Source organism: Pseudooceanicola sp., assembly GCF_041987405.1.
Classification (GTDB): Bacteria; Pseudomonadota; Alphaproteobacteria; order Rhodobacterales; family Rhodobacteraceae; genus Pseudooceanicola.
On sequence record NZ_JBHIWR010000002.1, the window covers coordinates 614,580 to 636,724 of the forward strand.

At 63.7% G+C, this 22,145-nt stretch carries 23 protein-coding genes and 1 tRNA gene; 12 read left to right on the forward strand and 12 right to left on the reverse strand.

The window, feature by feature from the left end:
• Positions 1-192: 192 nt before the first annotated feature.
• Genes ACFC2Y_RS07780 through ACFC2Y_RS07790 form a run of 3 tightly spaced genes read right to left on the reverse strand, consistent with a single transcriptional unit; the run spans position 193 to position 3,484 of the window.
• Positions 193-894, reverse strand: coding sequence for an alpha/beta fold hydrolase (locus tag ACFC2Y_RS07780; RefSeq protein ID WP_375173825.1), 702 nt, complete (start codon positions 892-894; stop codon positions 193-195).
• Entirely contained in the window at positions 885-1,589 is a 705-nt protein-coding gene (locus ACFC2Y_RS07785; RefSeq protein WP_375173824.1) for a response regulator transcription factor, read from the reverse strand. Before ACFC2Y_RS07785 ends, ACFC2Y_RS07780 begins: the two co-directional genes overlap by 10 nt.
• Positions 1,586-3,484: a PAS-domain containing protein gene (locus ACFC2Y_RS07790; protein WP_375173823.1), complete on the reverse strand. Its 1,899-nt coding sequence runs from the start codon at positions 3,482-3,484 to the stop codon at positions 1,586-1,588. The genes ACFC2Y_RS07785 and ACFC2Y_RS07790 overlap by 4 nt, the downstream gene beginning before the upstream one ends.
• 202 nt (positions 3,485-3,686) lie before the next feature.
• Between ACFC2Y_RS07790 and ACFC2Y_RS07795 the strand changes: the two genes are divergently transcribed.
• Positions 3,687-5,660 carry an AMP-binding protein gene (locus tag ACFC2Y_RS07795; protein WP_375173822.1) on the forward strand — a complete coding sequence of 658 codons (1,974 nt, stop codon included), beginning with the start codon at positions 3,687-3,689 and terminating at the stop codon, positions 5,658-5,660.
• 74 nt (positions 5,661-5,734) lie between these two features.
• On the opposite strand, the gene ACFC2Y_RS07800 is transcribed toward ACFC2Y_RS07795, so the two are convergent.
• Complete coding sequence (locus ACFC2Y_RS07800; RefSeq protein WP_375173821.1) at positions 5,735-6,478, reverse strand: VPLPA-CTERM sorting domain-containing protein; 744 nt, start codon at positions 6,476-6,478, stop codon at positions 5,735-5,737.
• 178 nt (positions 6,479-6,656) lie between these two features.
• Here ACFC2Y_RS07800 and ACFC2Y_RS07805 point away from each other — a divergent pair, with 178 nt between their 5' ends.
• The 7 genes from ACFC2Y_RS07805 to ACFC2Y_RS07835 all read left to right on the forward strand — a co-directional run bounded on the left by ACFC2Y_RS07805 (position 6,657) and on the right by ACFC2Y_RS07835 (position 13,434).
• Positions 6,657-7,475 (forward strand): ABC transporter ATP-binding protein, encoded by an 819-nt coding sequence (locus ACFC2Y_RS07805; RefSeq protein WP_375173820.1) that lies wholly within the window; start codon positions 6,657-6,659, stop codon positions 7,473-7,475.
• A 143-nt stretch (positions 7,476-7,618) separates the two neighbouring features.
• Complete coding sequence (locus ACFC2Y_RS07810; protein WP_375173819.1) at positions 7,619-8,605, forward strand: branched-chain amino acid ABC transporter permease; 987 nt, start codon at positions 7,619-7,621, stop codon at positions 8,603-8,605.
• Positions 8,606-8,609: 4 nt separating this feature from the next.
• Positions 8,610-8,825, forward strand: coding sequence for a hypothetical protein (locus tag ACFC2Y_RS07815; RefSeq protein WP_375173818.1), 216 nt, complete (start codon positions 8,610-8,612; stop codon positions 8,823-8,825).
• 4 nt (positions 8,826-8,829) lie between these two features.
• Entirely contained in the window at positions 8,830-9,906 is a 1,077-nt protein-coding gene (locus tag ACFC2Y_RS07820) for a branched-chain amino acid ABC transporter permease (RefSeq protein WP_375173817.1), read from the forward strand.
• 86 nt (positions 9,907-9,992) lie between these two features.
• Complete coding sequence (locus ACFC2Y_RS07825; RefSeq protein ID WP_375173816.1) at positions 9,993-11,279, forward strand: ABC transporter substrate-binding protein; 1,287 nt, start codon at positions 9,993-9,995, stop codon at positions 11,277-11,279.
• Positions 11,280-11,354: 75 nt separating this feature from the next.
• Complete coding sequence (locus tag ACFC2Y_RS07830; protein WP_375173815.1) at positions 11,355-12,179, forward strand: ABC transporter ATP-binding protein; 825 nt, start codon at positions 11,355-11,357, stop codon at positions 12,177-12,179.
• Between the two features lie 37 nt (positions 12,180-12,216).
• The gene (locus ACFC2Y_RS07835; protein ID WP_375173814.1) at positions 12,217-13,434 is read left to right on the forward strand and encodes a phenylacetate--CoA ligase family protein; all 1,218 of its coding nucleotides are present in this window, start codon (positions 12,217-12,219) and stop codon (positions 13,432-13,434) included.
• Positions 13,435-13,502: 68 nt separating this feature from the next.
• On the opposite strand, the gene ACFC2Y_RS07840 is transcribed toward ACFC2Y_RS07835, so the two are convergent.
• From ACFC2Y_RS07840 to ACFC2Y_RS07855, 4 genes are all read right to left on the reverse strand, one after another.
• Positions 13,503-13,832: a hypothetical protein gene (locus ACFC2Y_RS07840; RefSeq protein WP_375173813.1), complete on the reverse strand. Its 330-nt coding sequence runs from the start codon at positions 13,830-13,832 to the stop codon at positions 13,503-13,505.
• Complete coding sequence (locus tag ACFC2Y_RS07845) at positions 13,829-14,800, reverse strand: FG-GAP repeat protein (protein WP_375173812.1); 972 nt, start codon at positions 14,798-14,800, stop codon at positions 13,829-13,831. The genes ACFC2Y_RS07840 and ACFC2Y_RS07845 overlap by 4 nt, the downstream gene beginning before the upstream one ends.
• Before the next feature lie 197 nt (positions 14,801-14,997).
• Positions 14,998-15,123, reverse strand: coding sequence for a type B 50S ribosomal protein L36 (ykgO, locus tag ACFC2Y_RS07850; protein ID WP_007255499.1), 126 nt, complete (start codon positions 15,121-15,123; stop codon positions 14,998-15,000).
• Between the two features lie 82 nt (positions 15,124-15,205).
• A tRNA-Val gene (locus ACFC2Y_RS07855) sits at positions 15,206-15,280 on the reverse strand.
• Between the two features lie 146 nt (positions 15,281-15,426).
• Between ACFC2Y_RS07855 and ACFC2Y_RS07860 the strand changes: the two genes are divergently transcribed.
• Complete coding sequence (locus ACFC2Y_RS07860; protein WP_375173811.1) at positions 15,427-16,284, forward strand: N-formylglutamate amidohydrolase; 858 nt, start codon at positions 15,427-15,429, stop codon at positions 16,282-16,284.
• 64 nt (positions 16,285-16,348) lie between these two features.
• Complete coding sequence (locus tag ACFC2Y_RS07865) at positions 16,349-17,050, forward strand: class I SAM-dependent methyltransferase (RefSeq protein ID WP_375173810.1); 702 nt, start codon at positions 16,349-16,351, stop codon at positions 17,048-17,050.
• 135 nt (positions 17,051-17,185) lie between these two features.
• Here the strand turns inward: ACFC2Y_RS07865 and ccoP are convergent, their stop codons facing one another.
• The 4 genes from ccoP to ccoN form a co-directional block, all read right to left on the reverse strand.
• The gene (gene ccoP, locus ACFC2Y_RS07870; protein WP_375173809.1) at positions 17,186-18,052 is read right to left on the reverse strand and encodes a cytochrome-c oxidase, cbb3-type subunit III; all 867 of its coding nucleotides are present in this window, start codon (positions 18,050-18,052) and stop codon (positions 17,186-17,188) included.
• Position 18,053: 1 nt separating this feature from the next.
• Positions 18,054-18,245, reverse strand: coding sequence for a cbb3-type cytochrome c oxidase subunit 3 (locus ACFC2Y_RS07875; protein WP_375173808.1), 192 nt, complete (start codon positions 18,243-18,245; stop codon positions 18,054-18,056).
• 9 nt (positions 18,246-18,254) lie between these two features.
• A complete protein-coding gene (gene ccoO / locus ACFC2Y_RS07880; protein ID WP_375174410.1) occupies positions 18,255-18,983 on the reverse strand; it encodes a cytochrome-c oxidase, cbb3-type subunit II in 729 nt (242 codons plus the stop codon).
• A gap of 75 nt (positions 18,984-19,058) precedes the next feature.
• Positions 19,059-20,669, reverse strand: a complete 1,611-nt coding sequence (ccoN, locus tag ACFC2Y_RS07885; RefSeq protein ID WP_375173807.1) for a cytochrome-c oxidase, cbb3-type subunit I — start codon at positions 20,667-20,669, stop codon at positions 19,059-19,061.
• Positions 20,670-20,870: 201 nt separating this feature from the next.
• Between ccoN and ACFC2Y_RS07890 the strand changes: the two genes are divergently transcribed.
• Positions 20,871-21,710 (forward strand): universal stress protein, encoded by an 840-nt coding sequence (locus ACFC2Y_RS07890; protein ID WP_375173806.1) that lies wholly within the window; start codon positions 20,871-20,873, stop codon positions 21,708-21,710.
• A gap of 59 nt (positions 21,711-21,769) precedes the next feature.
• Positions 21,770-22,144: a DUF1428 domain-containing protein gene (locus tag ACFC2Y_RS07895; RefSeq protein ID WP_375173805.1), complete on the forward strand. Its 375-nt coding sequence runs from the start codon at positions 21,770-21,772 to the stop codon at positions 22,142-22,144.
• Position 22,145: the final 1 nt, after the last annotated feature.

Consider the following 22,145-nt stretch of genomic DNA (forward strand, 5'->3'; position numbering starts at 1 on the left):
CACCTTAATCACCTGCGACAGAACCCCCCACCCCAACAGCACAACAGGTCCCCTCTCCCCGCGGGGGAGAGGGTTAGGGAGAGGGGCCAGAGCCGCCCCTATCCAACGTAGGCACCGCCTGATCGAGCCCCCCCGGAACAACAGATCTTCGGATCAAGTCCGAGGATGACGACACGCCAAACGCGACCCCGCTCACCCAAACGCCCCGGCCACTGCCATCAACGCTCCCGCCGTCTCCGTCCCCATGATCGCCGGATGCAGGTGACTGCCCTCGATGTGCTCCACGGGCCAGCCGCGCGCGGCCGCCTCCGCCGCCTGGGCGTCAAAGAAATGCGACAACCGCAGATAGCCGGTCGGGATCGCCCCCCAGGGCTCCAGATCGAGTGTCTGCGACAGCCAGTCCGCCGGAAAGGCCCGCTCCTCCGCGCGCATGACATCCGCCAGATCGGGCCGCAGCCGCGCCAGTGGACCCAGGCCAAGCGGTTCGGACATGTCCTCCGGCCACCAGTCCGACCAACGCGGCAGCCCCTCCGGCCCCGCGCGTTTCGCCAGCAATGCCGCGACCCGCTCCGGCAGGATCGGGCAGGGGCCGTGCCCGGGCGGGATTTCCCCGTCCACAAGGATTAGTCCCGCCGCCCCGACGCGCGGGGCCAGCCAGGTGGCCAGGACGGTCCCGGCGGAATAGCCCACCACGATCGGGGCCGGGGTGCGCGGGATCGCCGGCAGCATCGACAGCGCCCAGTCCTCGAGCGTGGGCAACCGGTCGGAATGCAGCTCATGCGGATCCGGTTCCGTCACCCATGCGCCGCCGTCCCGCAAAGCCTGTGCCGTATCCAGCATCGAACTGCGGCCGACGAACGGCCCGGTTACCAGGACGAAATGCGTCAGCTCCATTTCACGTCACCGAGGAAGATATAGCCCGCCCCGTAGATCGTCTTGATCAGGCGGGGGTTCTTCGGGTCCTCCCGCAGCTTGGTGCGCAGCCGGGAAATCCGCACATCCATCGCGCGGTCGAAACTGTCGCCCGCCGCGCCGCCCAGGGTCTCCTGCATCAACGCCCGGGTGATCAGCCGCTTGGGCCGCTCCAGGAACAGCCGCAGCACCTCGCCCTCCGCATGGGAAAACGGCACCTCTGCCCCCTCGGCATCCTCCAGCAGGAAGCTGTCGAAATGCGCGGTCCAGCCGTTGAACCGCGCGGTCTGCGATGCCGCGGCCGAGGGCCGGTCTCGCCGCAGGCGCGCCCGCACCCGGGCCACGACCTCCGCCGGGTCGAAGGGTTTGATGATGTAGTCATCCGCCCCCAGCTCCAGCCCCGTGACCCGATCCTGCACCTGCGCGCGGCCCGAGATGATCACAACCGTCGCGCCCTTCTCTAACGCCAGCCGATGGATCAGGGTCAGCCCGTCGCGATCCGGCAGCGACAGATCAAGCAGGCAGAGATCCGGGGTGATCGACTGCAACGCCGCCTCGAATTCCGTCGCGCGGGAAAAGCCGAGGGTGCGATAGCCCGCCTCCTCCAGCGCGTCAGCCAGCATTGAGCGGATTTCCGGCTCGTCATCCAGGATCGTGACGAGGGGCGCATCGGTCATGTCGGGAGGCCTCCGGTGGCCAGAAGATGGGACAGGGCCTTCGGGGTGAAGGGCTTGCGCAGGACGGGCGTGCGCTGCGCGGCTTCGGCATGCAGCGGATGGTCCGGGCGCAGCGACGTCATCATGTAGCAGGGCGGCGCCTCCGGGGGCAAGCTGTCGAAAAAGTCGATGCCGGTCAGCGTCCCCTCCAGGGTAATATCGCTGAGGATCAGGGTCAGCCCGGGCACCTGAGCGACGAGGTTGCGGGCCTCCTCCACGCTGGCGGCCTCGATGACGGTGTAGCCTTCGTCGCGCAGCATCCCGCGTACGGTCTGGCGCAGGTCGGGGCTGTCCTCCACCACCAGCGCCAGGCCGGGGGTGGGCGCGGGCTGTGCCGGGCGCCAGGGCAGCTGCAGCGTGACGATGCCGCCCCGGGCATTGGCGACCTTCATCCGCCCCCCGACTGTCTGGGTGATGTCATAGACCGTCGACAAGCCCAGCCCGGTCCCTGCATCCCCCTTGGTCGTGAAGAACGGGTCCAGCGCATGCTCCAGCGCCGCTTCGGTAAAGCCCGGGCCGTCATCCTGCACCGTGATCTCCAGCCAGGTGTCCTGCAGATTGCGGGCCGTGATCGTCACTTGCCCCTTGCCCGACACCGCGTCGCGGGCATTGAGGATCAGGTTCAGCAAACTGTCCTGCAGCATCGAGGCATCCAACATCAGCCGCGCGCCTTCGGTTTCGTCCAGGATGTCCAGCGTGACGTCCATCCCCAGGGTCGGCCGCGCCAGGGTCGCCAGCTCCGTCAGGAACTCCGACAGGGCCACCACCGTCGGCGCGGGCCGCCTGTCCGCCGTCATGTTGGCCAGCCCGTTCAGCAATTCGCCTCCGCGCCGCGCCGCAGCCAGCGTCGCCCGGATCAAACGGTGCGCCTCGTCCGCCAGCTCCATCTTGCCCAGCTGGAACTGCGCGCCCAGGATGATGGTCAGCAGGTTGGAAAAATCATGCGCCATTCCGCTGGTGACCTGCGCCGCCAGCTGTCGCCGCCGCGACTGGGTCAGGGCGGCGCGGGTCTGGGTTTCCTCCGTCACATCCATCGACATGATGTAACAGCCCCCCTCGCCATCGGCGGTCAACGCCGTGCGGATCCGGCGGGAGCTGAGGGCATCTGTGAATTCGAAGGTCGCATTGCGCCCTGCAAAGGCCCCGTCGACATAGGGTTTCACCGCGGCATAGGCCTGGGTTCCCAGGACATCCGCCATATGCATCCCCAGGATATTCGTCGGCCGCCCCGGCATGATCGAGCCGAGCCGCCGGTTGGAATAGCTGTAGGTCTCATTCCGGGTGATATGGGCGATATGGGCCGGCATCATCTCCGTCGTCAGGCGAATGCGCGCCTCCATCTGGGTCAACTCCCGCCGGGCCTCTTCAAGTGCGGCGTTCGTGGCCTGCAGCTTGCGGTTCGTCGCAGCCAGATCCTCCGTATGGGCCAGCAACTGCCCCGACAGCTCCGCCGACCGCGCGCGCAGCAGCTCCTCCTGTCGCTTGATGTCGGTGATGTCGGTATAGACCGTCACCCAGCCCCCCTGCGGCAGCGGCGCCCCCTCGACCGAGATCACCCGTCCATTTGCGCGAGTGCGTTCGAAGTAATGCGGCTGAAAGGTCCGGGCCTGCTCCACCCGTTCCTCGATCGCGGCGTCCACATCCTCGACCGGTCCATATTCGCCGGTTTCCACCAGAAACCGGATGGACTCCTCGAACGGTGCCCCCGCACGGGTCAACACGGAGGGGAGCGAGAACATCTCCCTGAACTGCCTGTTGCACAACACCAGGCGCAGGTCCTCGTCATAGATCGACAAAGCCTGCTGGATCAGGTTCAGCCCGGCCCGCGTCAGGGCATCGCGTGTGGCGAACTCCATGAACTCCCCCCGTTTTTCCCCGCCAGACCTAACACCGGAGCCGGGTTGGTGAAAGAAAATGTGACATGTTACAATTCGTTACAATTTGGAAATGATGCGGAAAAACTTCGGCGCGAACCCTTGGGGACTTTCCGGAGACGGAAGGATTCGCGCCTTTGCGCGGACCGGTGTGAGGAGACACCGGACAAGGGGAGGATAATCTATGGCATCTGCGTCCCGGGACGCGGGTAAGTACGTGTCGATTCCGGCACTGCTGGACCGCAACGCTGAGCAATTTGGCGACAAGGCCGCGTATCGCGAAAAAGAATTCGGGATCTGGCAGACCTGGAGCTGGGTCGAGGCCCGCAAGGAAATTCGAAACCTTGCGCGCGGCCTCATCAACATGGGGGTCAACAAGGGCGATTTCATCGCGATCATCGGCTCCAACCGTCCGCACCTCTACTGGTCGATGGTTGCCGCACAGATGGTGGGCGCGGTGCCTGTCCCGCTCTATCAGGACGCGGCGGCCGAAGAGATGGCCTATGTCCTCGACCATTGCGGTGCGCGGTTCATCATCGCCGAGGATCAGGAACAGGTCGACAAGGTGATCGAGGTGCAGGAAACGCTGCATCAGTTCGAACACATGATCTACCTCGACCCGCGCGGGCTGCGGAAATACGACCACACGCAGCTGCATGATTACCGCCACGTTCAGGAAACCGGCCACGGCCTGCGGGACGAGCTGAACCCAGAACTGGACCGCCGCATCGGCGAAATCACCTATGACGACACCTGCGTGATGCTCTACACCTCCGGCACGACGGGCAAGCCCAAGGGCGTGGTGCTGTCAAACCGGAACATCATCGAAACCTCCATCGCCTCCTCCGATTTCGATACGCTCGGCCGCGGCGAAGAGGTTCTGGCCTACCTTCCCATGGCCTGGGTCGGCGACTTCATCTTCTCCATCGGTCAGGCCTACTGGACCGGTTTCTGCGTGAACTGCCCGGAAAGCGAAGACACCCTGCTGACCGACCTGCGCGAGATCGGGCCGACCTACTATTTCGCCCCGCCGCGCGTTTTCGAGACGCAGCTGACCACCGTGATGATCCGGATGGAAGATGCGACGAAGTTCAAGAAAAAGCTCTTCGACATCTTCATGGCCCATGCCCGCAAGGTCGGCGGCCAGATCCTCGACGGCAAAAACGTCGGCTTTGGCGCGCGGTTCAAATACTGGCTGGGCGAGCTGTTCATCTACGGGCCGCTCAAGAACACCCTCGGCCTCAGCCGCGTGCGCGTCGGCTACACGGCGGGCGAGGCGATCGGGCCGGAGATCTTCTCCTTCTACCGCTCGCTCGGGATCAACCTGAAGCAGCTCTACGGCCAGACCGAAGCCGGTGTGTTCATCACCCAGCAACCCGATGGCGAGGTCCGCGCGGATACCGTCGGCGTGCCCTCCCCGGGGGTCGAGGTGCGGATCGCGGAGAATGGCGAGGTCTTCTACCGCTCGCCCGGCGTCTTCGTCGAATACTACAAGAACCCCGAAAGCACCGCCTCCACCAAGGATGCCGAGGGCTGGGTCGCCACCGGCGACGCGGGCTTCTTCGAGCCGGACACAGGCCACCTGCGGATCATCGACCGCGCCAAGGATGTGGGCAAGATGGCCGACGGGTCGATGTTCGCGCCCAAATACGTCGAGAACAAACTGAAGTTCTATCCGAACATCCTCGAAGCCGTGGTCTTCGGCAATGGACGCGACCGCTGCTGCGCCTTCATCAACATCGACCTGAGCGCAGTTGGCAACTGGGCCGAACGCAACAATATCGCCTATTCCTCCTATCAGGAACTGGCCGGCCACCCGCAGGTCATGGCAACGATCCAGGAGCATGTCGAAGAGGTCAACAGATCGGTCGCCGAGGACGAGATGCTCTCGGGCTGCCAGATCCACCGCTTCCTGATCCTGCACAAGGAACTGGATGCCGATGACGGCGAAATGACCCGCACCCGCAAGGTCCGCCGCGGCATCATCGCCGACAAATACGACGACCTGATCACCGCGCTTTACGACGGGTCTGACACGGTCTCGACCAGGACCGAAGTGACCTACGAGGACGGGCGCAAGGGCTATATCTCGGCCACGCTGGAAATCCGGGACGCCAAGGTCGTGCCGGTGGCAACCGCGAAGGTGGCTGCGGAATGATGTTGGGTGTCTCGAAACCGGGTGTGAGACCCCGCGCGCAGAGTGGGGGTGCCACGCGCGAGGTCCAGGGCCGCTTAGCCTTGGCTCTTGCGGCGTCTCAGGACGGCAAAACCGCCCAAGCCCGCCAGCAGCAGCGGAAGACCGGCTGGAAGCGGAATGGCCGCGCCGGCCGTCTGGAAGTTGTCGATCGAGATATCGCTGGCCGATCCGCCCATCAGCGACAGCTGCACAGCCCCGATATCGGTAAAGTCGATGCCTGCGAACTGGTTGAAGTTGATCGACTTGGTCGTGCCAGCTTCGTTAGTGGCGATCGAGCCCATGAAGGACGCGGTGGTTGCGCTGTCCCAGACCGACAGGGTGTAGTCGAACGGGGAATCCGTCGCGACCACGTCGAACATGAAGGACCCGGCACCAAGACCGTCGGTCAGATCTTCTCCGCCGAGACCGTAGGTGTCGACACCGTCGACAGTCGCGTCGTTGTCGTCTCCGTCATAGGTCAGAACGCCCATGCCGGATGTGAGCGACGCGTTGGACACGCTGAAGTTGCCGGAATTGTTCGCGTTGACGGTCGCTTGCGTGCCGCCGGTCACATCATCAGAGCTGTCGGCGTTCATGGACGAAGCGTTCACGGCCGCCAAGTCTCGCGACCCGCCGAGCACCGGAATGCTGTCGAGCTCGTTCGGGCTATCGGTCGTGACCGAGGGCGCATCCTGCGTGTATTGTCCGTTCGAGAAGGCGTCGATGGTCAGCGCATAAGCGCCCCCCGCGGCACCAACAGCGGTCAGGGCGACCGCAGTGAAAATGAATTTTCCGGACATATAAGTCTCCTTTCTTTGCCATCACCCGCGAAACGGGGAAATGGCGTGTTCAGGAATGACGAAACGAACTTTCGCCAATCACGCCCAGCTAGGGCACGCCATCGACCCGTCAAACAAAAATGCCAAGAAAATAAGGGAAATCACGATGGGCATCGGCACATGAACAGAGGGATTGCGCATGCTTGATCAGACCGAAGGCTACACCACCGAGGATGGTCGCAAGATCGGCGGCGTGGTAATGGAGATGAAGAATATCACCCTCCGTTTCGGCGGCGTGGTGGCGATCAAGGACATCTCCTTCGACATCCGCGAGGGCGAGATCCGCGCCATCATCGGCCCGAACGGGGCAGGCAAATCCTCCATGCTCAACGTCATCTCGGGCTTCTACATCCCGCAGGAGGGCGAGGTGCTCTACAAGGGGTCCAAGCGCCCGCCGATGAAACCCTACGAGGTCGCCCGCCAGGGCATTGCGCGGACTTTCCAGAACATCGCCCTCTTCGAAGGGATGACGGTGCTGGACAACGTGATGACCGGTCGCCTGAACCACATGAAGACCGGCATGTTCCAGCAGGCCATCTGGAAGGGCAAGGCAGAGAAGGAAGAGGTCGAAAACCGCGAAGCGGTGGAACGGGTGATCGACTTCCTCGAAATCCAGAACATCCGCAAGACGCCGGTGGCGCGCCTGCCCTACGGGTTGAAAAAACGGGTGGAATTGGCCCGTGCCCTGGCGGCGGAGCCCTCGCTGCTGCTGCTGGACGAACCCATGGCCGGCATGAACGTCGAAGAGAAGGAGGACATGTCCCGCTTCATCCTCGACGTGAACGACGAATTCGGCACCACCATCGCCCTGATCGAGCACGATATGGGCGTGGTGATGGACCTGAGCGACCGGGTGGTCGTGATGGACTACGGCAAGAAGATCGGCGACGGCACCCCGGACGAGGTGCGCAGCAACCAGGCCGTGATCGACGCCTATCTGGGGGTCGCCCATGACTGACGCATGCGCAACCCGCCCCGGCCCCGCGCCGGGCCCCCACCCCACGGGGCGCACCGCCCCAAGCACCAACCGCCGTGCCATCCGGGCAGGGGCCCCGGCACAGTGCCGGGGCATGACAGCACGTATTATCAAGGAGGCGACCCATGCCTGATCAGCTCCTCTTCGGGATGGAAGTTTTTCTGAACGGCCTCATGGCCGGGGTGCTTTATGCCCTCGTCGCCCTTGGCTTCGTTCTGATCTACAAGGCCTCCGGCATCTTCAATTATGCCCAGGGCGTCATGGCGTTGTTCGCGGCGCTGACGCTTGTCGGGATCATGGAGGGCCAGGTGCCCTTCGCCCATCTCATCAACGCTGCACTGGGGACAGAGGTGCACCACTTCGGCTGGCACCTGCCTGCCTTCGTCGGCATCGTCCTGACGGTCGGCGTCATGGTCGTGCTGGCCTGGCTGGTGAACACGCTGATCATGAAACACCTGGTGAACCAGGAACCGATCATCCTGTTCATGGCGACCATCGGCCTTGCCTATTTCATGGAAGGCTTGGGCGACCTGATGTGGGGCGCGGACATCAAGAAGCTGGACGTCGGCCTGCCGCAGGGGATCAACTCGGCGATCGACAAGGCCACCTTCGACATGTTCGGCTACGGCTTCTTCATCGACAACCTCGACATCTGGGCCACGGTCATTGCGGCGATCCTCGTGGTCGCGCTGATGATCTTCTCGCAATACACCAAGCAGGGCCGAGCCCTGCGCGCCGTGGCCGATGACCACCAGGCGGCGCTGTCGGTCGGCATCTCGCTGAACTTCATCTGGGTTCTGGTCTGGTCCATCGCGGGCTTCGTCGCCCTGGTCGCGGGCATCATGTGGGGCGCGAAATCGGGGGTGCAGTTCTCCCTCTCGCTGATCGCGCTCAAGGCGCTGCCGGTCCTCATGCTGGGCGGCTTCACCTCGATCCCCGGCGCCATCGTCGGCGGGCTGATCATCGGCGTGGGGGAAAAGCTGTTCGAATTCCTCATCGGCCCGATGGTCGGCGGCGCGACCGAGAACTGGTTCGCCTATGTCCTCGCGCTCCTCTTCCTCGTCTTCCGGCCGCAGGGCCTGTTCGGCGAAAAGATCATCGAGAGGGTGTGATCGCATGAAGGCCCTCGCAACCCTCAACGTGATCGCCTGGTCCGCCTTCTGGATCTTCGGCTACCTGGCGATCAGCGAACCGGCCGAGAACGGCGCCCGCATGTCGGTCTACGCCCTGATCGCCTTCGTCTCGCTGGCGACCGGTCTGGCAAGCTATCTGAAAATCTGCCGTGTCGGACACCTGATGGTGTCGCGCCCGGCCAAGGCACAAGAGGTCTGAATAGATGTTTTACCGTGAAGCAGGTGACTTCAAGACGTCCTACGTCGACGACAACCAGACCTTTCCGATCAAGTTCGACCGCTGGCGCTACTATGCGGTGCTGTTCGTCGCCTTCTGCGTCGTGCCCTTTTTCATCAACGACTACTGGGCCAACGCGATCTTCCTGCCCTTCCTGATCTACGCCATCGCGGCGATCGGGCTGAATATCCTCGTGGGCTATTGCGGACAGGTGTCGCTGGGCACCGGGGGGTTCATGGCCGTGGGCGCCTATGCGACCTACAAGCTGATGACCTCCTTTCCGGATGTGAACCTCTTCTTCCACATCATCATCGCCGGCGCGATCACCGCCGTGGTGGGGGTCCTCTTCGGTCTGCCGTCGCTCCGGATCAAGGGCTTCTATCTGGCCGTGGCCACGCTGGCGGCGCAGTTCTTCCTGGTCTGGCTCTTCAACCGGGTGCCGTGGTTCTACAACTACTCCGCCTCCGGCCAGATCAACGCACCCGAGCGCACGCTCTTTGGCCATGCGATTTCCGGCCCCGCATCGGAGCCCTGGGCGGTCTACCTCTTCTGTCTGGTCTTCGCCGTCGCCTCCGCCATCATCGCGCGCAACCTGACGCGCGGGTCTGTCGGGCGGAAATGGATGGCGATCCGGGACATGGACATCGCGGCGGAAATCATCGGGGTGAACCCGCTGAGGTCCAAGCTGACGGCCTTTGCGGTCTCGTCCTTCTTCGTCGGCATCTCGGGCGCGCTGTTCTTCGCGGTCTACCTCGGCGCGGTCGAGGTGGGCGAGGTCTACGGCATCAACAAGTCGTTCCTGGTGCTCTTCATGATCATCATCGGCGGCCTGGGCTCCATCTTCGGCAGCTTTGCCGGGGCGGCCTTCCTGGTGCTGCTGCCGGTTCTGCTCAAGAACCTGCTGGTCGGCGTCATGGGCTGGCCCACGGACCTTGCCGCGCACCTGGAACTGATGATCGTCGGACTGCTTATCATCGTTTTCCTGATCGCCGAACCGCATGGCCTGGCCCAGCTCTGGCGTGTCACGAAAGAGAAACTCCGGCTTTGGCCCTTCCCGCACTGAGGAAGGGGTTGGCCCCATAAAGACCGGGGGAGAGGAGCCCCCGGCACCACGAAACCATCGGAGATATCAAGGGAGGAACCTGACCGATGAAAACCAAGACCCTTATCACCGCAGCCGCGGCCGCCATGATGGCCGCCGCCCCGGCGCTGGCGGATCTTTATATCCCCTCGCTGACCTACCGCTCCGGCCCCTACGCCGCGAACGGCATCCCGACCGCGGATGGCTACGCCGACTATTTCACCCTGCTGCAGGAACGTGACGGCGGCATCGGTGGCGCGAAGATCGTCTTTGAAGAGTGCGAGACGGGCTACAACACCGAAAAAGGCGTGGAATGCTACGAGGCGGTCAAATCCAAGGACCCGCTGACCATCCACCCCTGGTCCACCGGCATCACCTACCAGCTGATCCCCAAGGCGACGGCTGACGGTATCCCGGTCCACTCCGTGGGCTATGGCCGGACCTCCGCCAAGAACGGCGAAGTCTTCCGCTGGATCTTCAACTACCCGGCCAACTACTGGGATGGTGCCAGCCATGCGATCAGCCACATCCTGGATCAGGAAGGTGGCGATCTGAGCGGCAAGAAGGTCGCGCTGGTTTACCACAACTCCGCCTTCGGCAAGGAACCGATCCGGACCCTGGAAGAGCTGGGCGCGATCCACGGCTACGAACTGACCCTGCTGCCCGTTGACCACCCCGGTCAGGAGCAGAAGTCCCAGTGGCTGCAGATCCGTCGTGAGCGTCCCGACTACGTCATCATGTGGGGCTGGGGCGTCATGAACCAGGTCGCCGTGCAGGAAGCCGTGAACATCCGGTTCCCGATGGATCATTTCATCGGCATCTGGTGGTCCGGGTCCGAAAACGACGTGCGTCCGGCTGGCGAAGGTGCCGACGGCTACAAGGCGCTGACCTTCAACGGTCTCGAAAAGGACTACCCGATCTTCGACGACCTGAAGAAGTACGTGCATGACGCCGGCAAGGGCGCAGGCGCGGGCGATCAGGTCGGTACGGTGCTCTACATGCGCGGTCTCTACTCCGCGCTGATGACCGCCGAAGCGATCAAGAAGGCGCAGGAAATCCACGGCACGCCTGACGTGACGCCCGCAATGGTGCGTGACGGCTACGAGAACCTGGACATCACCGCCGCGACCTACGAGTCGCTCGGCCTGCCGGGCTTCGGTCCGGAGATCAAGGGCTCCTGCCAGAACCACGGCGGTCAGGGCCTCGGCGCTGTCTCCCAGTGGAACGCGGCAGAGGACAAGTTCGTCATGATCACCGACTACATCGAGTCGAACCAGGACGTGATCCAGCCGCTGATCGACGCCGACTCCAAGGCCTATGCCGAGGAAAACGGCATCACGCCGGGTTGCGAATAATCTGACCTTGCTCCGGCCGGTTCGTCCGGCCGGGGCACCCCAACCAACAGCCTTTTTGCAAGAGGATCAAACCAGATGCTGGATGCTGGCCATACCCAGGAAAAGCTTCTTGAGGTCAATAATATCGAGGTCATCTACAACCATGTGATCCTCGTGCTGAAAGGTGTGTCCCTTTCCGTGCCCAAGGGCGGGATCACTGCGCTGCTCGGCGGCAATGGCGCGGGCAAGACCACCACGCTCAAGGCCGTGTCGAACCTGCTGCACTCCGAGCGCGGCGAAGTGACCAAGGGCTCGATCACCTACCGCGGCGAACGGATCGCCGGTCTCGACCCTGCCTCGATGGTCAAGAAGGGGGTCATCCAGGTGATGGAAGGCCGCCACTGCTTCGAACACCTCACAGTGGAGGAAAACCTGCTGACCGGGTCCTACACCCGCGGCGTGTCCAAGGGCGATATCGACGCCGACCTCGACCTTGTTTACAGCTACTTCCCCCGCCTCAAGGAACGCCGCAAGTCGCAGGCGGGCTACACCTCCGGCGGCGAACAGCAGATGACCGCCATCGGTCGCGCCATCATGTCCCGCCCCGAAACCGTGCTTCTGGACGAACCCTCCATGGGGCTGGCGCCGCAGCTGGTGGAACAGATCTTCGGCATCGTGAAGGACCTCAACGAGAAGGAGGGGCTGACCTTCCTGCTGGCCGAGCAGAACACCAACGTGGCCCTGCGGTTCGCGCATTACGGCTACATCCTGGAATCCGGCCGCATCGTGATGGACGGCCCCGCCGCCGAACTGCGCGAGAACCCGGATGTGAAGGAATTCTACCTCGGCATGTCGGACGAGGGGCGCAAGTCCTTCCGCGATGTCCGCTCCTACCGCCGCCGCAAGCGTTGGCTGAGCTGATCTCATGAACCAGAGCCGCGACACAGGGATGCGACCGATGACCTACTTCGACACATTGGAAACCCGGTCCGCCGACGAACGGGCCGAGGCCATCGCAGGCGAGCTGCCCCGTCAGATCGCGGCGGCCAAGGCCCTGCCGGGCTTTGCCGCATCCCTTGCCGATGTGACCCCGGCGGATGTCCAGTCCGTGGCCGACCTGGCCCGTCTGCCCGTCCTGCGGAAATCCGACCTGGGCGCGGCGCAGAAGGCCAAGCCGCCCTTTGGCGGTCTGACTGCCCTGCCGACCGCCGGTTTCGCGCATATCTTCCAGTCCCCCGGCCCGATCTACGAACCGGGCGGCGTGGGCCACGACTGGTGGCGCATGGGCCGCTTCCTGCATGCGGCGGGTGTCGGCAAGGGCGATATCGTCCAGAACTGCTTCGGCTATCACCTGACGCCCGCCGGCATGATCTTTGAAAACGGCGCGCGGGCCGTCGGGGCCGCGGTGCTGCCCGCGGGCACCGGCCAGACCGAACTGCAGGTCCAGGCCGCCCATGACATCGGCTGCACCGTCTACGCGGGCACGCCGGACTACCTCAAGATCATCCTCGACAAGGCCGACGAGATGGGCCTGCCGCTGAAGTTCATGCGCGCGGTCGTGGGCGGCGGGGCGCTCTTCCCCTCGCTGCGCCAGGAATACGCCGATCGCGGCATCGCCTGCCTGCAAAGCTACGCCACCGCCGACCTTGGCAACATCGCCTACGAAAGCGACGCGATGGAAGGCATGATCGTGGATGAGGGGGTGATCGTCGAAATCGTCACCCCTGGCACCGGCGATCCCGTCGAACCCGGTCAGGTTGGCGAGGTTGTCGTCACCACGCTCAACCCCGATTACCCGCTGATCCGCTTCGCCACCGGCGACATGTCGGCCGTCCTGCCCGGCACCTCGCCCTGCGGTCGCACCAACATGCGGATCAAGGGCTGGATGGGCCGCGCCGACCAGACCACCAAGATCAAGGGCATGTTCGTCCGTCCGGAACAGGTGGCACAACTGGTAGCCAAACATGCCGAGATCAAGCGCGCCCGCGTTCTGGCGCAGCGGGACGGTGAGATGGATGTGATGGTCGTCCAGATCGAGGCCGAGGGCGGCGACAGCCCGGCCTATGAGAAATCCGTCGTCGATCTTCTCAAGATGAAGGGCCGCATCGAACTGCTGCCTCTCGGGGCCCTGCCGAACGATGGCAAGGTGATCGAGGATCAGCGCAGCTACGACTGAAAAAAAGGCGCGGGGTTATCCCGCGCCTGCCTCTCGTTCAGAATGTCAGACCAGCAGGGCCGGGCGGATCACTCGCCCGCGATACCCGCCTTTGTCATGCACTGGCGCAACAGCACGCGCGGTGCGGAGTTGGGATCTTCGGTCAGCACACAGTCGAAGACTGCATTCAACGCGTCCTGATCGCAATCCAGCCGATCATAGGTCGCCGTCAGCGCATCCAGACGGGTGATCGCGGACTCGACGACAGGGGCCTTGTTGTCGCCCAGGGCCTGGATCATCTCCAGCCAGACGGAGCTTGCCATCTGTCCGACCAGGGAACAGCGCCCGGCGGTTTGGGCCGTCGCGACCGATGCTGTGAGAGTGAGCGCGGCCAGCGAGCCCAGGATTAGCCGTGTCATACATGTTTCCTTTGCACCAGTGCCAGTCCGCCAAGTGCTGCGAAGAGCAGCATAAATGGCGCAGGCAACGGTACCGCAGGCAGGGAACTCCCGGCAAGGCCGTTGGAGGGCGAATTCGCAGTGCTGCCGCCGGAGGTGATCCCCGACCCGCCCCCAAAGGCGGCGGCGACCTGACCGGGCGTGGCCTGACCGACGAATTCACCGGTATTGGCATCAAACAGGAAACCGCCGGGCGTGGTGCCGCCACCGGCCTGCGGGACATCACCCGCCACGGCCAGGAACCCGTCGACAAAACCGACATCGCCGCCGAACCCGGCCAGGCCAAGACCTGCGGGCGGGGTCAGGCGCTGAAGAACATCGCCCGTCTCGGTGTCAAAGAGATAGGCAAACCCGTTACCGGAGGGCGCGCCGACGAGCAGCCGCGACCCGCTGAGCGCGACGGAATAGCCAAAGCCGGAGCCGCCCGTACCATCGGGATCGGTGAATTTGCCCACGGCCGTCCCGGTGGTGCGATCAAACAGGTAGACCGCGCCGGAAATCGGATTGCCGTCGCCATCCAGGCCGACACCGCCAACCGCGACCACATCATCGCCGACGGACACGGAGGTCCCGAAGCCGTCATCCACACCATCCACCGCCAGGCGCAGCAGACGATCGCCGGTCGCTGTGTCGAAGACATAAGTGGCCCCGCCGTCCTCCAGCAGACCGAAGGCGCCGGATTGCGCCAGATCGACACCCGACGCGCCACCGCATCCGGTGGTCAGACGGCAGATCGCGGTCCGGACGAAGGTGTCGAAGGCAAAAGCATTGCTCGGGCTGTGACCCAGAACCCAGGACAGGGCAGAGGGCGCCAGCACATTTCCATAGCTCTCCCCGCGGTTGTCCGGTTGTACGGTCAACGCCTGCGCGCCCGAAACGAGCGACAATATCGCGACAAACACGGCGATTGTTCTGGAAATCATGGTCATTATGCACTCTTACCCGATAAATGGCAGGTCCACGACCCTACGCTCTTGGCGAAATTGTGTCAATTTTAAGGAGAGGGGACGCAGCGTTTCGCAATCGGAAACTGACGCAACGTTAGGGGGTATTTTGGGCGCGCATACGGGCCCAAAAGCAAAAGCCGCCCCAAAGGACGGCTTTTTCGTGCATATGCTCGAAACTCTCAGCCCTGGCGGGCTTTGAACTTGCGCTGCGTCTTGTTGATCACATAGACGCGGCCCTTGCGGCGCACGACACGGCAATCGCGATGGCGCTGCTTGAGCGAGCGGAGCGAGTTGCGGACCTTCATGGCCATCTCCTTCTTCGCGGCGCGGCGAGCGCCTGATTCGCGTTATGACCCGGGGCCTTAGTGGCCGGGGGCCGGTGAAACATGGTGGGCGGTACAAGGATCGAACTTGTGACCCCTTCGATGTCAACGAAGTGCTCTACCGCTGAGCTAACCGCCCATGTTACCGTCTCGGGACGCACCCCCTAATCAAAAGGGGCGCGGGGGTCCCGCGCCGGTTCGCTGGTCTATAATAAGAGTCGCAGGGGGGATCAAGCCTTTTGGAAGCGGAATTTTTCGCGCTATGGTCATGCTGATGGAAGACAGATGACAACACCCGGATTCGACCTGCACCTGCCCGAACGGCTGACGACCTCCGTCGTCTTTTCCTCTCCGCATTCGGGGCGGGACTATCCGGCGTCGTTTCTGGACCAGTCGGTCCTGGATGCACATCAGATCCGATCCTCCGAAGATGCCTTCATAGATCAGGTCTTTCTGGCCGCGCTGGACTGCGGCGCGCCGCTGCTGACGGCCCGGGTGCCGCGCGCCTATGTCGACCTGAACCGTGGCGCGGATGAGCTTGACCCCGCCGTTGTCGAGGGCGTGCGCCGGAACGGCCACAATCCCCGCGTCGCCTCGGGCCTTGGCGTCATCCCCCGCGTCGTCGCCAACGGCCGCGCCATCTATCGCGGCAAACTGACGCTGGCCGACGCAAAGCACCGGCTGGAAACCTACTGGTTTCCCTACCACGCCGCGCTTCAGCAACAACTCGACCGCGCGCATCAGATGTTCGGCGAGGCGATCCTGCTCGATTGCCACTCCATGCCGCGCGAGGCGGTGGATTGCGTGATCCGCTCCGGTGCCAAACGGCCCGACGTGGTGCTGGGCGACCGCTTCGGTGCCTCCGCCTCCGCCGCCGTCGTGGACGAGATCGAGGCGATCCTGATCCGCGCGGGCCTGACCGTGGCGCGCAACGCCCCCTTCGCCGGGGCCTTCGTCACCCAGCAATACGGCCGCCCCTCGCGCCGCCAGCACGCGGTGCAGCTGGAAATCGACCGCTCTCTCTACATGGACGAACGCCGGATAGAACCACGCGAGGATTTCGAGGCTTTCCGCGCGCTCATGGCCCAGGTCGTCGCCGAGATGACCGAGATCGGCCGCGCCCTGCCGCTGGCGGCGGAATAACCGTACGGGTTGATCGCTCGGCCCGGGCACCCGATATCCCTGATCCCGCCCCGAAGGATATCCCATGCCGCAAGACACCCGACCCGCCGCGCCCTCCGTGGCTTTCGATACCGAGATGGCCAGCGCCTATGACGCGCGCAACAGCGCGCTGGCACCGATCTCCGATAACATGCATTTCCTGATCCGGCTCGCGCTGGAAGATCTGCCCGACAGGGCCCGCGTCCTTTGTGTCGGTGTCGGCACAGGGGCCGAGATCCTGTCGCTGGCCCGCGCGCGTCCCGGCTGGCGCTTTATCGGGGTGGATCCGTCGCCTGCGATGCTCTCCGTCTGCCGGGACCGCCTGCAGGCCGAGGGGCTGATGGACCGCTGCGACCTGATCGAAGGTTATGTGCAGGACGCCCCCTCCGACACCTGCGATGTCGTCCTGTCGGTGCTGGTGGCGCATTTCATCCGGCGCGAGGATCGCCCGGCCTTCTACACCGCCATCCGCGAGCGGGTGAAACCCGGCGGCGTCTATGTCACCGCCGAGATCTGTCAGGACCTCACCAGCCCAGAGTATCCCGAGATGCTGACATACTGGAAACGCGTGCAATCCCGCATGGGGGCGACACCCGAGTCGCTGGAAAACCTGCCGGAGCTGTTGCGCGCGAACCTTGGGGTCATTTCGCCGGAGGAAACCCGCGCCCTCCTGACCGCTGCCGGCTTCACCTCGGTGACCGAATTTTTCCAGGCGATCATGATCCGCGGCTTCATCGCCAGGGGCTGACGCCCGCCCAAAGAAAAACCCCCCGGATGTCTCCGGGGGGTCGGTCAGTGGCACCGGCCGTTCAGGAAACGCGCGAACAGGACGAACGGGCCGGCGCCTCCCCACCTATCCGGCGGGGATGACGCGGCGCGGGGGTCATTCCCCCCCGCCAAGCTGGTGCACATAGGTCGCCACGGCGCGGATCTGCGCCTCGGTCAGGCGGTTGTCCCATGCGGGCATCTGGCCGTAGCGGGCGTTGTAGACCGACTCGTGGATCGACGCATAGTCGCCCCCGTAGAGCCAGATCGCATCCGCCAGGTTCGGCGCACCCTGATCACGGTCGCCCATGGCCTCCTCCCCATGGCAGGAGGCGCAGTTCTCTTGGAAAACGGTCGCACCCGCCTCGACGAGGGCGGCATCCTGCGGCGTGCCGGACAGCGACATGACGTAGTTCACCACCGCGTCGATATCGGCATCCTCCAGCAGGTCATCCGCCCCGAACTTCGGCATTTCCGACTGGCGCAGCCAGTCGCCTTCCGCATCGGCCGGCTGACGGATGCCGACGGTGATCGTCTCGTGGATGGCTTCGATGTCACCGCCCCAGAGCCAGTCGTCGTCCAGCAGGTTGGGATAGCCCTTGGCCCCGGCCGCACCGGAGCCGTGGCACTGCGCGCACCAGGTCAGAAAGACCGCAGCCCCTGCATTCTGGGCAAAGCTGTTCAGCTCCGCATCCGCCGAAATCTCCGTCAGCTCGACCGAGGCCAGCCTTTCGGTGATCGCGGCGTTGGACTGGTTCACCGCCTCGATCTCGGCGGCCACCTCGGCCCGGGTCGAATAGCCCAGGACACCGGAGGTCGCCTGGTTCACCAGCGGCCAGGCCGGGTAGAGGATCGTGTAGATGATCCCCCAGACGATCGTCACATAGAAGGTCCACAGCCACCAGCGGGGCAGGGGGGTATTGAGTTCCTCGATACCGTCCCAGCTATGGCCTGTCGTGCCATGTTGCTCTTTCAGGTCGCTCATCTCAGGTCTCCTTTGTGACCCGGTCCGCTTGCGCGGGCTTGGTTTCGTTCCGGAACGGTATGTTGGCCGTGTCGTCGTAGGTCTTCCGGCTGCCGGGTCGGAAGACCCAGACAATCACGCCGATGAAGAAGAGGAAGAGCGCCAGCAGCATCCAGCTGTCCGCGAATTCCCGAAGGATGGAATAGGTGTCCATGTTGCCCCCCTATCGGCTTGCGTCGGGCGTGAAGGTCGAGAAATCGACCAGCGTACCGAGCATCTGGAGATAGGCGATCATGGCATCCATTTCGGAAATCCCCGGCCGGGCGTCAAAGTTGCGCACCTGCACCTTGTCGCCGTACCGTTCCACCAGACCATCGTAGTCGCTGTCCGGATCGGCCTGCGCGGCGAAATCCGCCCGAGCATTCTCAAGCATCTCCTCCGTGTAGGGCACGCCGACAAAGGCATGTGTGGCCATGACGTCCTGGATATACCTGCCGTCGATCAGCGTGTTTTCCAGGTAGCCGTATTTCGGCATCACCGATTCCGGCACCACCGACTGCGGATCGCGCAGGTGGTCGACGTGCCATTCATCCGAATAGCGGCCGCCCACCCGGGCGAGGTCGGGCCCCGTCCGCTTGGAGCCCCACTGGAACGGGTGGTCGTACATCGACTCCGCCGCCAGCGAATAGTGGCCATAGCGTTCCACCTCGTCCCGCATCGGCCGGATCATCTGGCTGTGGCAGACGTAGCAGCCTTCGCGGATGTAGATGTCCCGGCCGGTCAGTTCCAGCGGCGTGTAGGGGCGCATGCCCTCCACTTCCTCGATCGTGTTCTCGAGGTAGAAGAGCGGCACGATCTGCACCAGTCCGCCGATTGTCACGACAAGGAAGGAGAAGACGAGCAGAAGCGTCGCGTTCTTTTCCAGGATCTTGTGACGGTCGAGGATGGACATGCGTTTCGGACGCTCTCCGATACCTGTCGCCGACGCCGGAAGGGGTTCTTTTTCTTGAGCCATTGTCCTGTTTCCTTATTCGGCGGGCACGAGGCCGTTGTTGCTCTCGATGGCCGGCTGGCGCGTCACGGTGAACCACAGGTTCACGCACATGATGACCGCCCCCGCGAGGAACAGCACGCCACCAAGCGCACGCACCACGTACATCGGGAACTTGGCCGCCACCGTGTCCGCGAAGGAGTTCACGAGGAAGCCGTTCGCATCCACTTCACGCCACATCAGGCCTTCCATGATGCCGGTCACCCACATCGACGCCGCGTAGAGGACGATCCCGATCGTGGCGAGCCAGAAGTGCCAGGACACCATCGACAGGCTATAGAGCCGGTCCCGGTTCCAGAGCTTGGGCACCAGGAAGTAGAGCGCGCCAAAGGTGATCATGCCGTTCCAGCCAAGCGCGCCGGAATGCACGTGACCGATGGTCCAGTCGGTGTAATGCGACAGCGAATTCACCGCCTTGATCGACATCATCGGCCCCTCGAAGGTCGACATGCCGTAGAAGCCGATGGCGATCACCATCATCCGGATGACCGGGTCCGTGCGCAGCTTGTCCCAGGCCCCCGACAAGGTCATTAGACCGTTGATCATGCCGCCCCAGGACGGCATCCACAGCACGACCGAGAACACCATGCCAAGCGTCGAGGCCCAGTCGGGCAGCGCGGTATAGTGCAGATGGTGCGGACCGGCCCAGATGTAGATGAAAATCAGTGCCCAGAAGTGGATGATCGACAGCTTGTAGGAATAGACCGGACGCCCCGCCTGTTTCGGGACGAAATAGTACATCATGCCCAGGAAGCCCGCCGTCAGGAAGAAGCCCACGGCGTTGTGGCCGTACCACCACTGCGTCATGGCATCCTGCACACCGGCAAAGACCTGCACCGATTTGGACCCCCAGATCGACACCGGGATGCTGAGGTTGTTGACCACATGCAGCATGGCGACGGTGACGATGAAGGACAGGTAGAACCAGTTGGCCACGTAGATATGCGGCTCTTTCCGCTTGATGATCGTGCCCAGGAAGACGCCAAGGTAGACGACCCAGACCACGGTCAGCCACAGGTCCACGTACCATTCCGGCTCCGCATATTCCTTGGACTGGGACCCGCCCAGAACATAGGACAGCGCCGCCATGACGATGAACAGCTGATACCCCCAGAAGACGAACCAGGCCGCATTCCCGCCCCAGAGGCGCGCCGCCGAGGTGCGCTGCACGACATAGAAGGAGGTGGCGATCAGCGCGTTGCCCCCGAAGGCAAAGATCACGGCCGAAGTGTGCAGCGGACGCAGGCGGCCGAAGTTGAGATAGCCCTGGGCCCATTCGAAGTTGAGAACCGGAAAGGCCAGCTGTGCCGCGATCACGATCCCAACCAGGAAGCCGACGACCCCCCAGAAGGCCGTGGCAATCACGCCATAGCGCACGACCCCGTCCATGTACTCACCCGACAGGTCGGGCTGCGGGGTCAGTTCCGATTCCCCGGAATTCCTCAGCGTAATCAGGAACAGCAGAGCGGCAGTCAGCATGACCACCAGCATGTTCACCATATACGCCAGATCGCGCGCATAATTGGCCGCAATCGCCCCGAAAAGGGCGGTCAGGCCAAGCGCGACGAGCTTAACTGTGTTTGTCATTTCGCGTCCCTTCGTCAGTCCTTGGCAGGGGAATCCCCCGTCTTCAGGCATATAGACGAGCCGCTTATCAAATTTTCACGACCCGACCGGCTTTGATCTGCGTCAATCTACGGGCCCTGAGTTATTGACCGGTGTCAAAGCGGCCCATCTTATAGGTGGTCATCCTCGTACCAGCACAGGGATACCTCCTAGGAGAATAACATGTCGTTGAAATCTATCTCTACCGTCATCACGGAAAAAACCCTCGCCAAATCCGTGATCGAGGCCGCGGCCGCCGTTGCCGCCAAACATGACGCACATCTCGACGCCCTGTGTCTGGGCGTCGATCGGAGCCAGATGGAATATTACTACGCCGGCGCCAATGCCATGGTGCTGCAGGAGGCGATTTCCCGCGCCGGCCAGGAGGCGGAGGAGATCGAGGCCGAAACCAAACGGCTGCTCGGTCGCACCGATATCCGTTGGGGCACCGACACCGGGGTGACCCAGATGGTCGATCTTGGCCGTCAGGTGGCACAACACGCCCGCTATTCCGATCTGGTCGTCCTGCCGAAACCCTATGGCCAGGACCGCGGGGTCGAACTGGAACCGGTGGTCGAGGCAGCTATGTTCGAAGGCCGCGTGCCCGTCCTGATCGTACCGGATGCCGCCGATCTGTCCCGGATGCCGAAATCGGTCCTGCTCTGCTGGAACGAAAGCTCCGAATCGCTTGCCGCCATCAAGGCCTCTCTGCCGCTGCTGGGCGAGGCCGACACCGTGCACATCTGCATCATCGACCCGCCGGTCCACGGCCCCGGCCGCTCCGATCCCGGTGGCATGCTGGCCTCCTGGCTCGCCCGCCACGACATCCGGGCGGAAATAGACGTCATCGCCCGCACCCTTCCCAAGGTCTCGGACGTGATCCAGCGTCAGGCCGACGACAAGGGGGCGGAGATGATCGTCATGGGCGCCTACGGCCATTCCCGCTTCCGCGAGGCGATCCTCGGCGGGGCAACGCGCAACATGCTGGAAGACGCGAAAATCCCTGTCTTCATGGCCCATTGACGGATATTGAAGCAGCGAGGGGCAGGGCTGTCTGCCCCTCGTCATAGGGGAGGGTCGCAATGGCCTACGTTTCGGGGTTTGTCCTGGCGGTGCCCGCCGCCAACAAGGAGGCCTATGTCGACGCCGCGAAAGCGGCCTGGGCCCTGTTCGAGGACTACGGCGCCCTGTCGAACTGGGAATGCTGGGAAGAAGACGTGCCGGACGGCGAACTGACCTCCTTTCCCATGGCGGTCAAACGCAAGGCGGGCGAGGTGGTCGTCTTCAGCTGGATCATCTGGCCGGACAAGGCCACGTCGGACCGCTGCATGGCCTCGGCCGAGACAGACCCGCGATGGGAGCAGCTGGAAGAGAGACAGACGATGCCCTTCGACGGCAAACGCATGATCTTTGGCGGGTTCACCCCGATCTTTCAGGGTGGCGAAGCGGCCGGGTAGC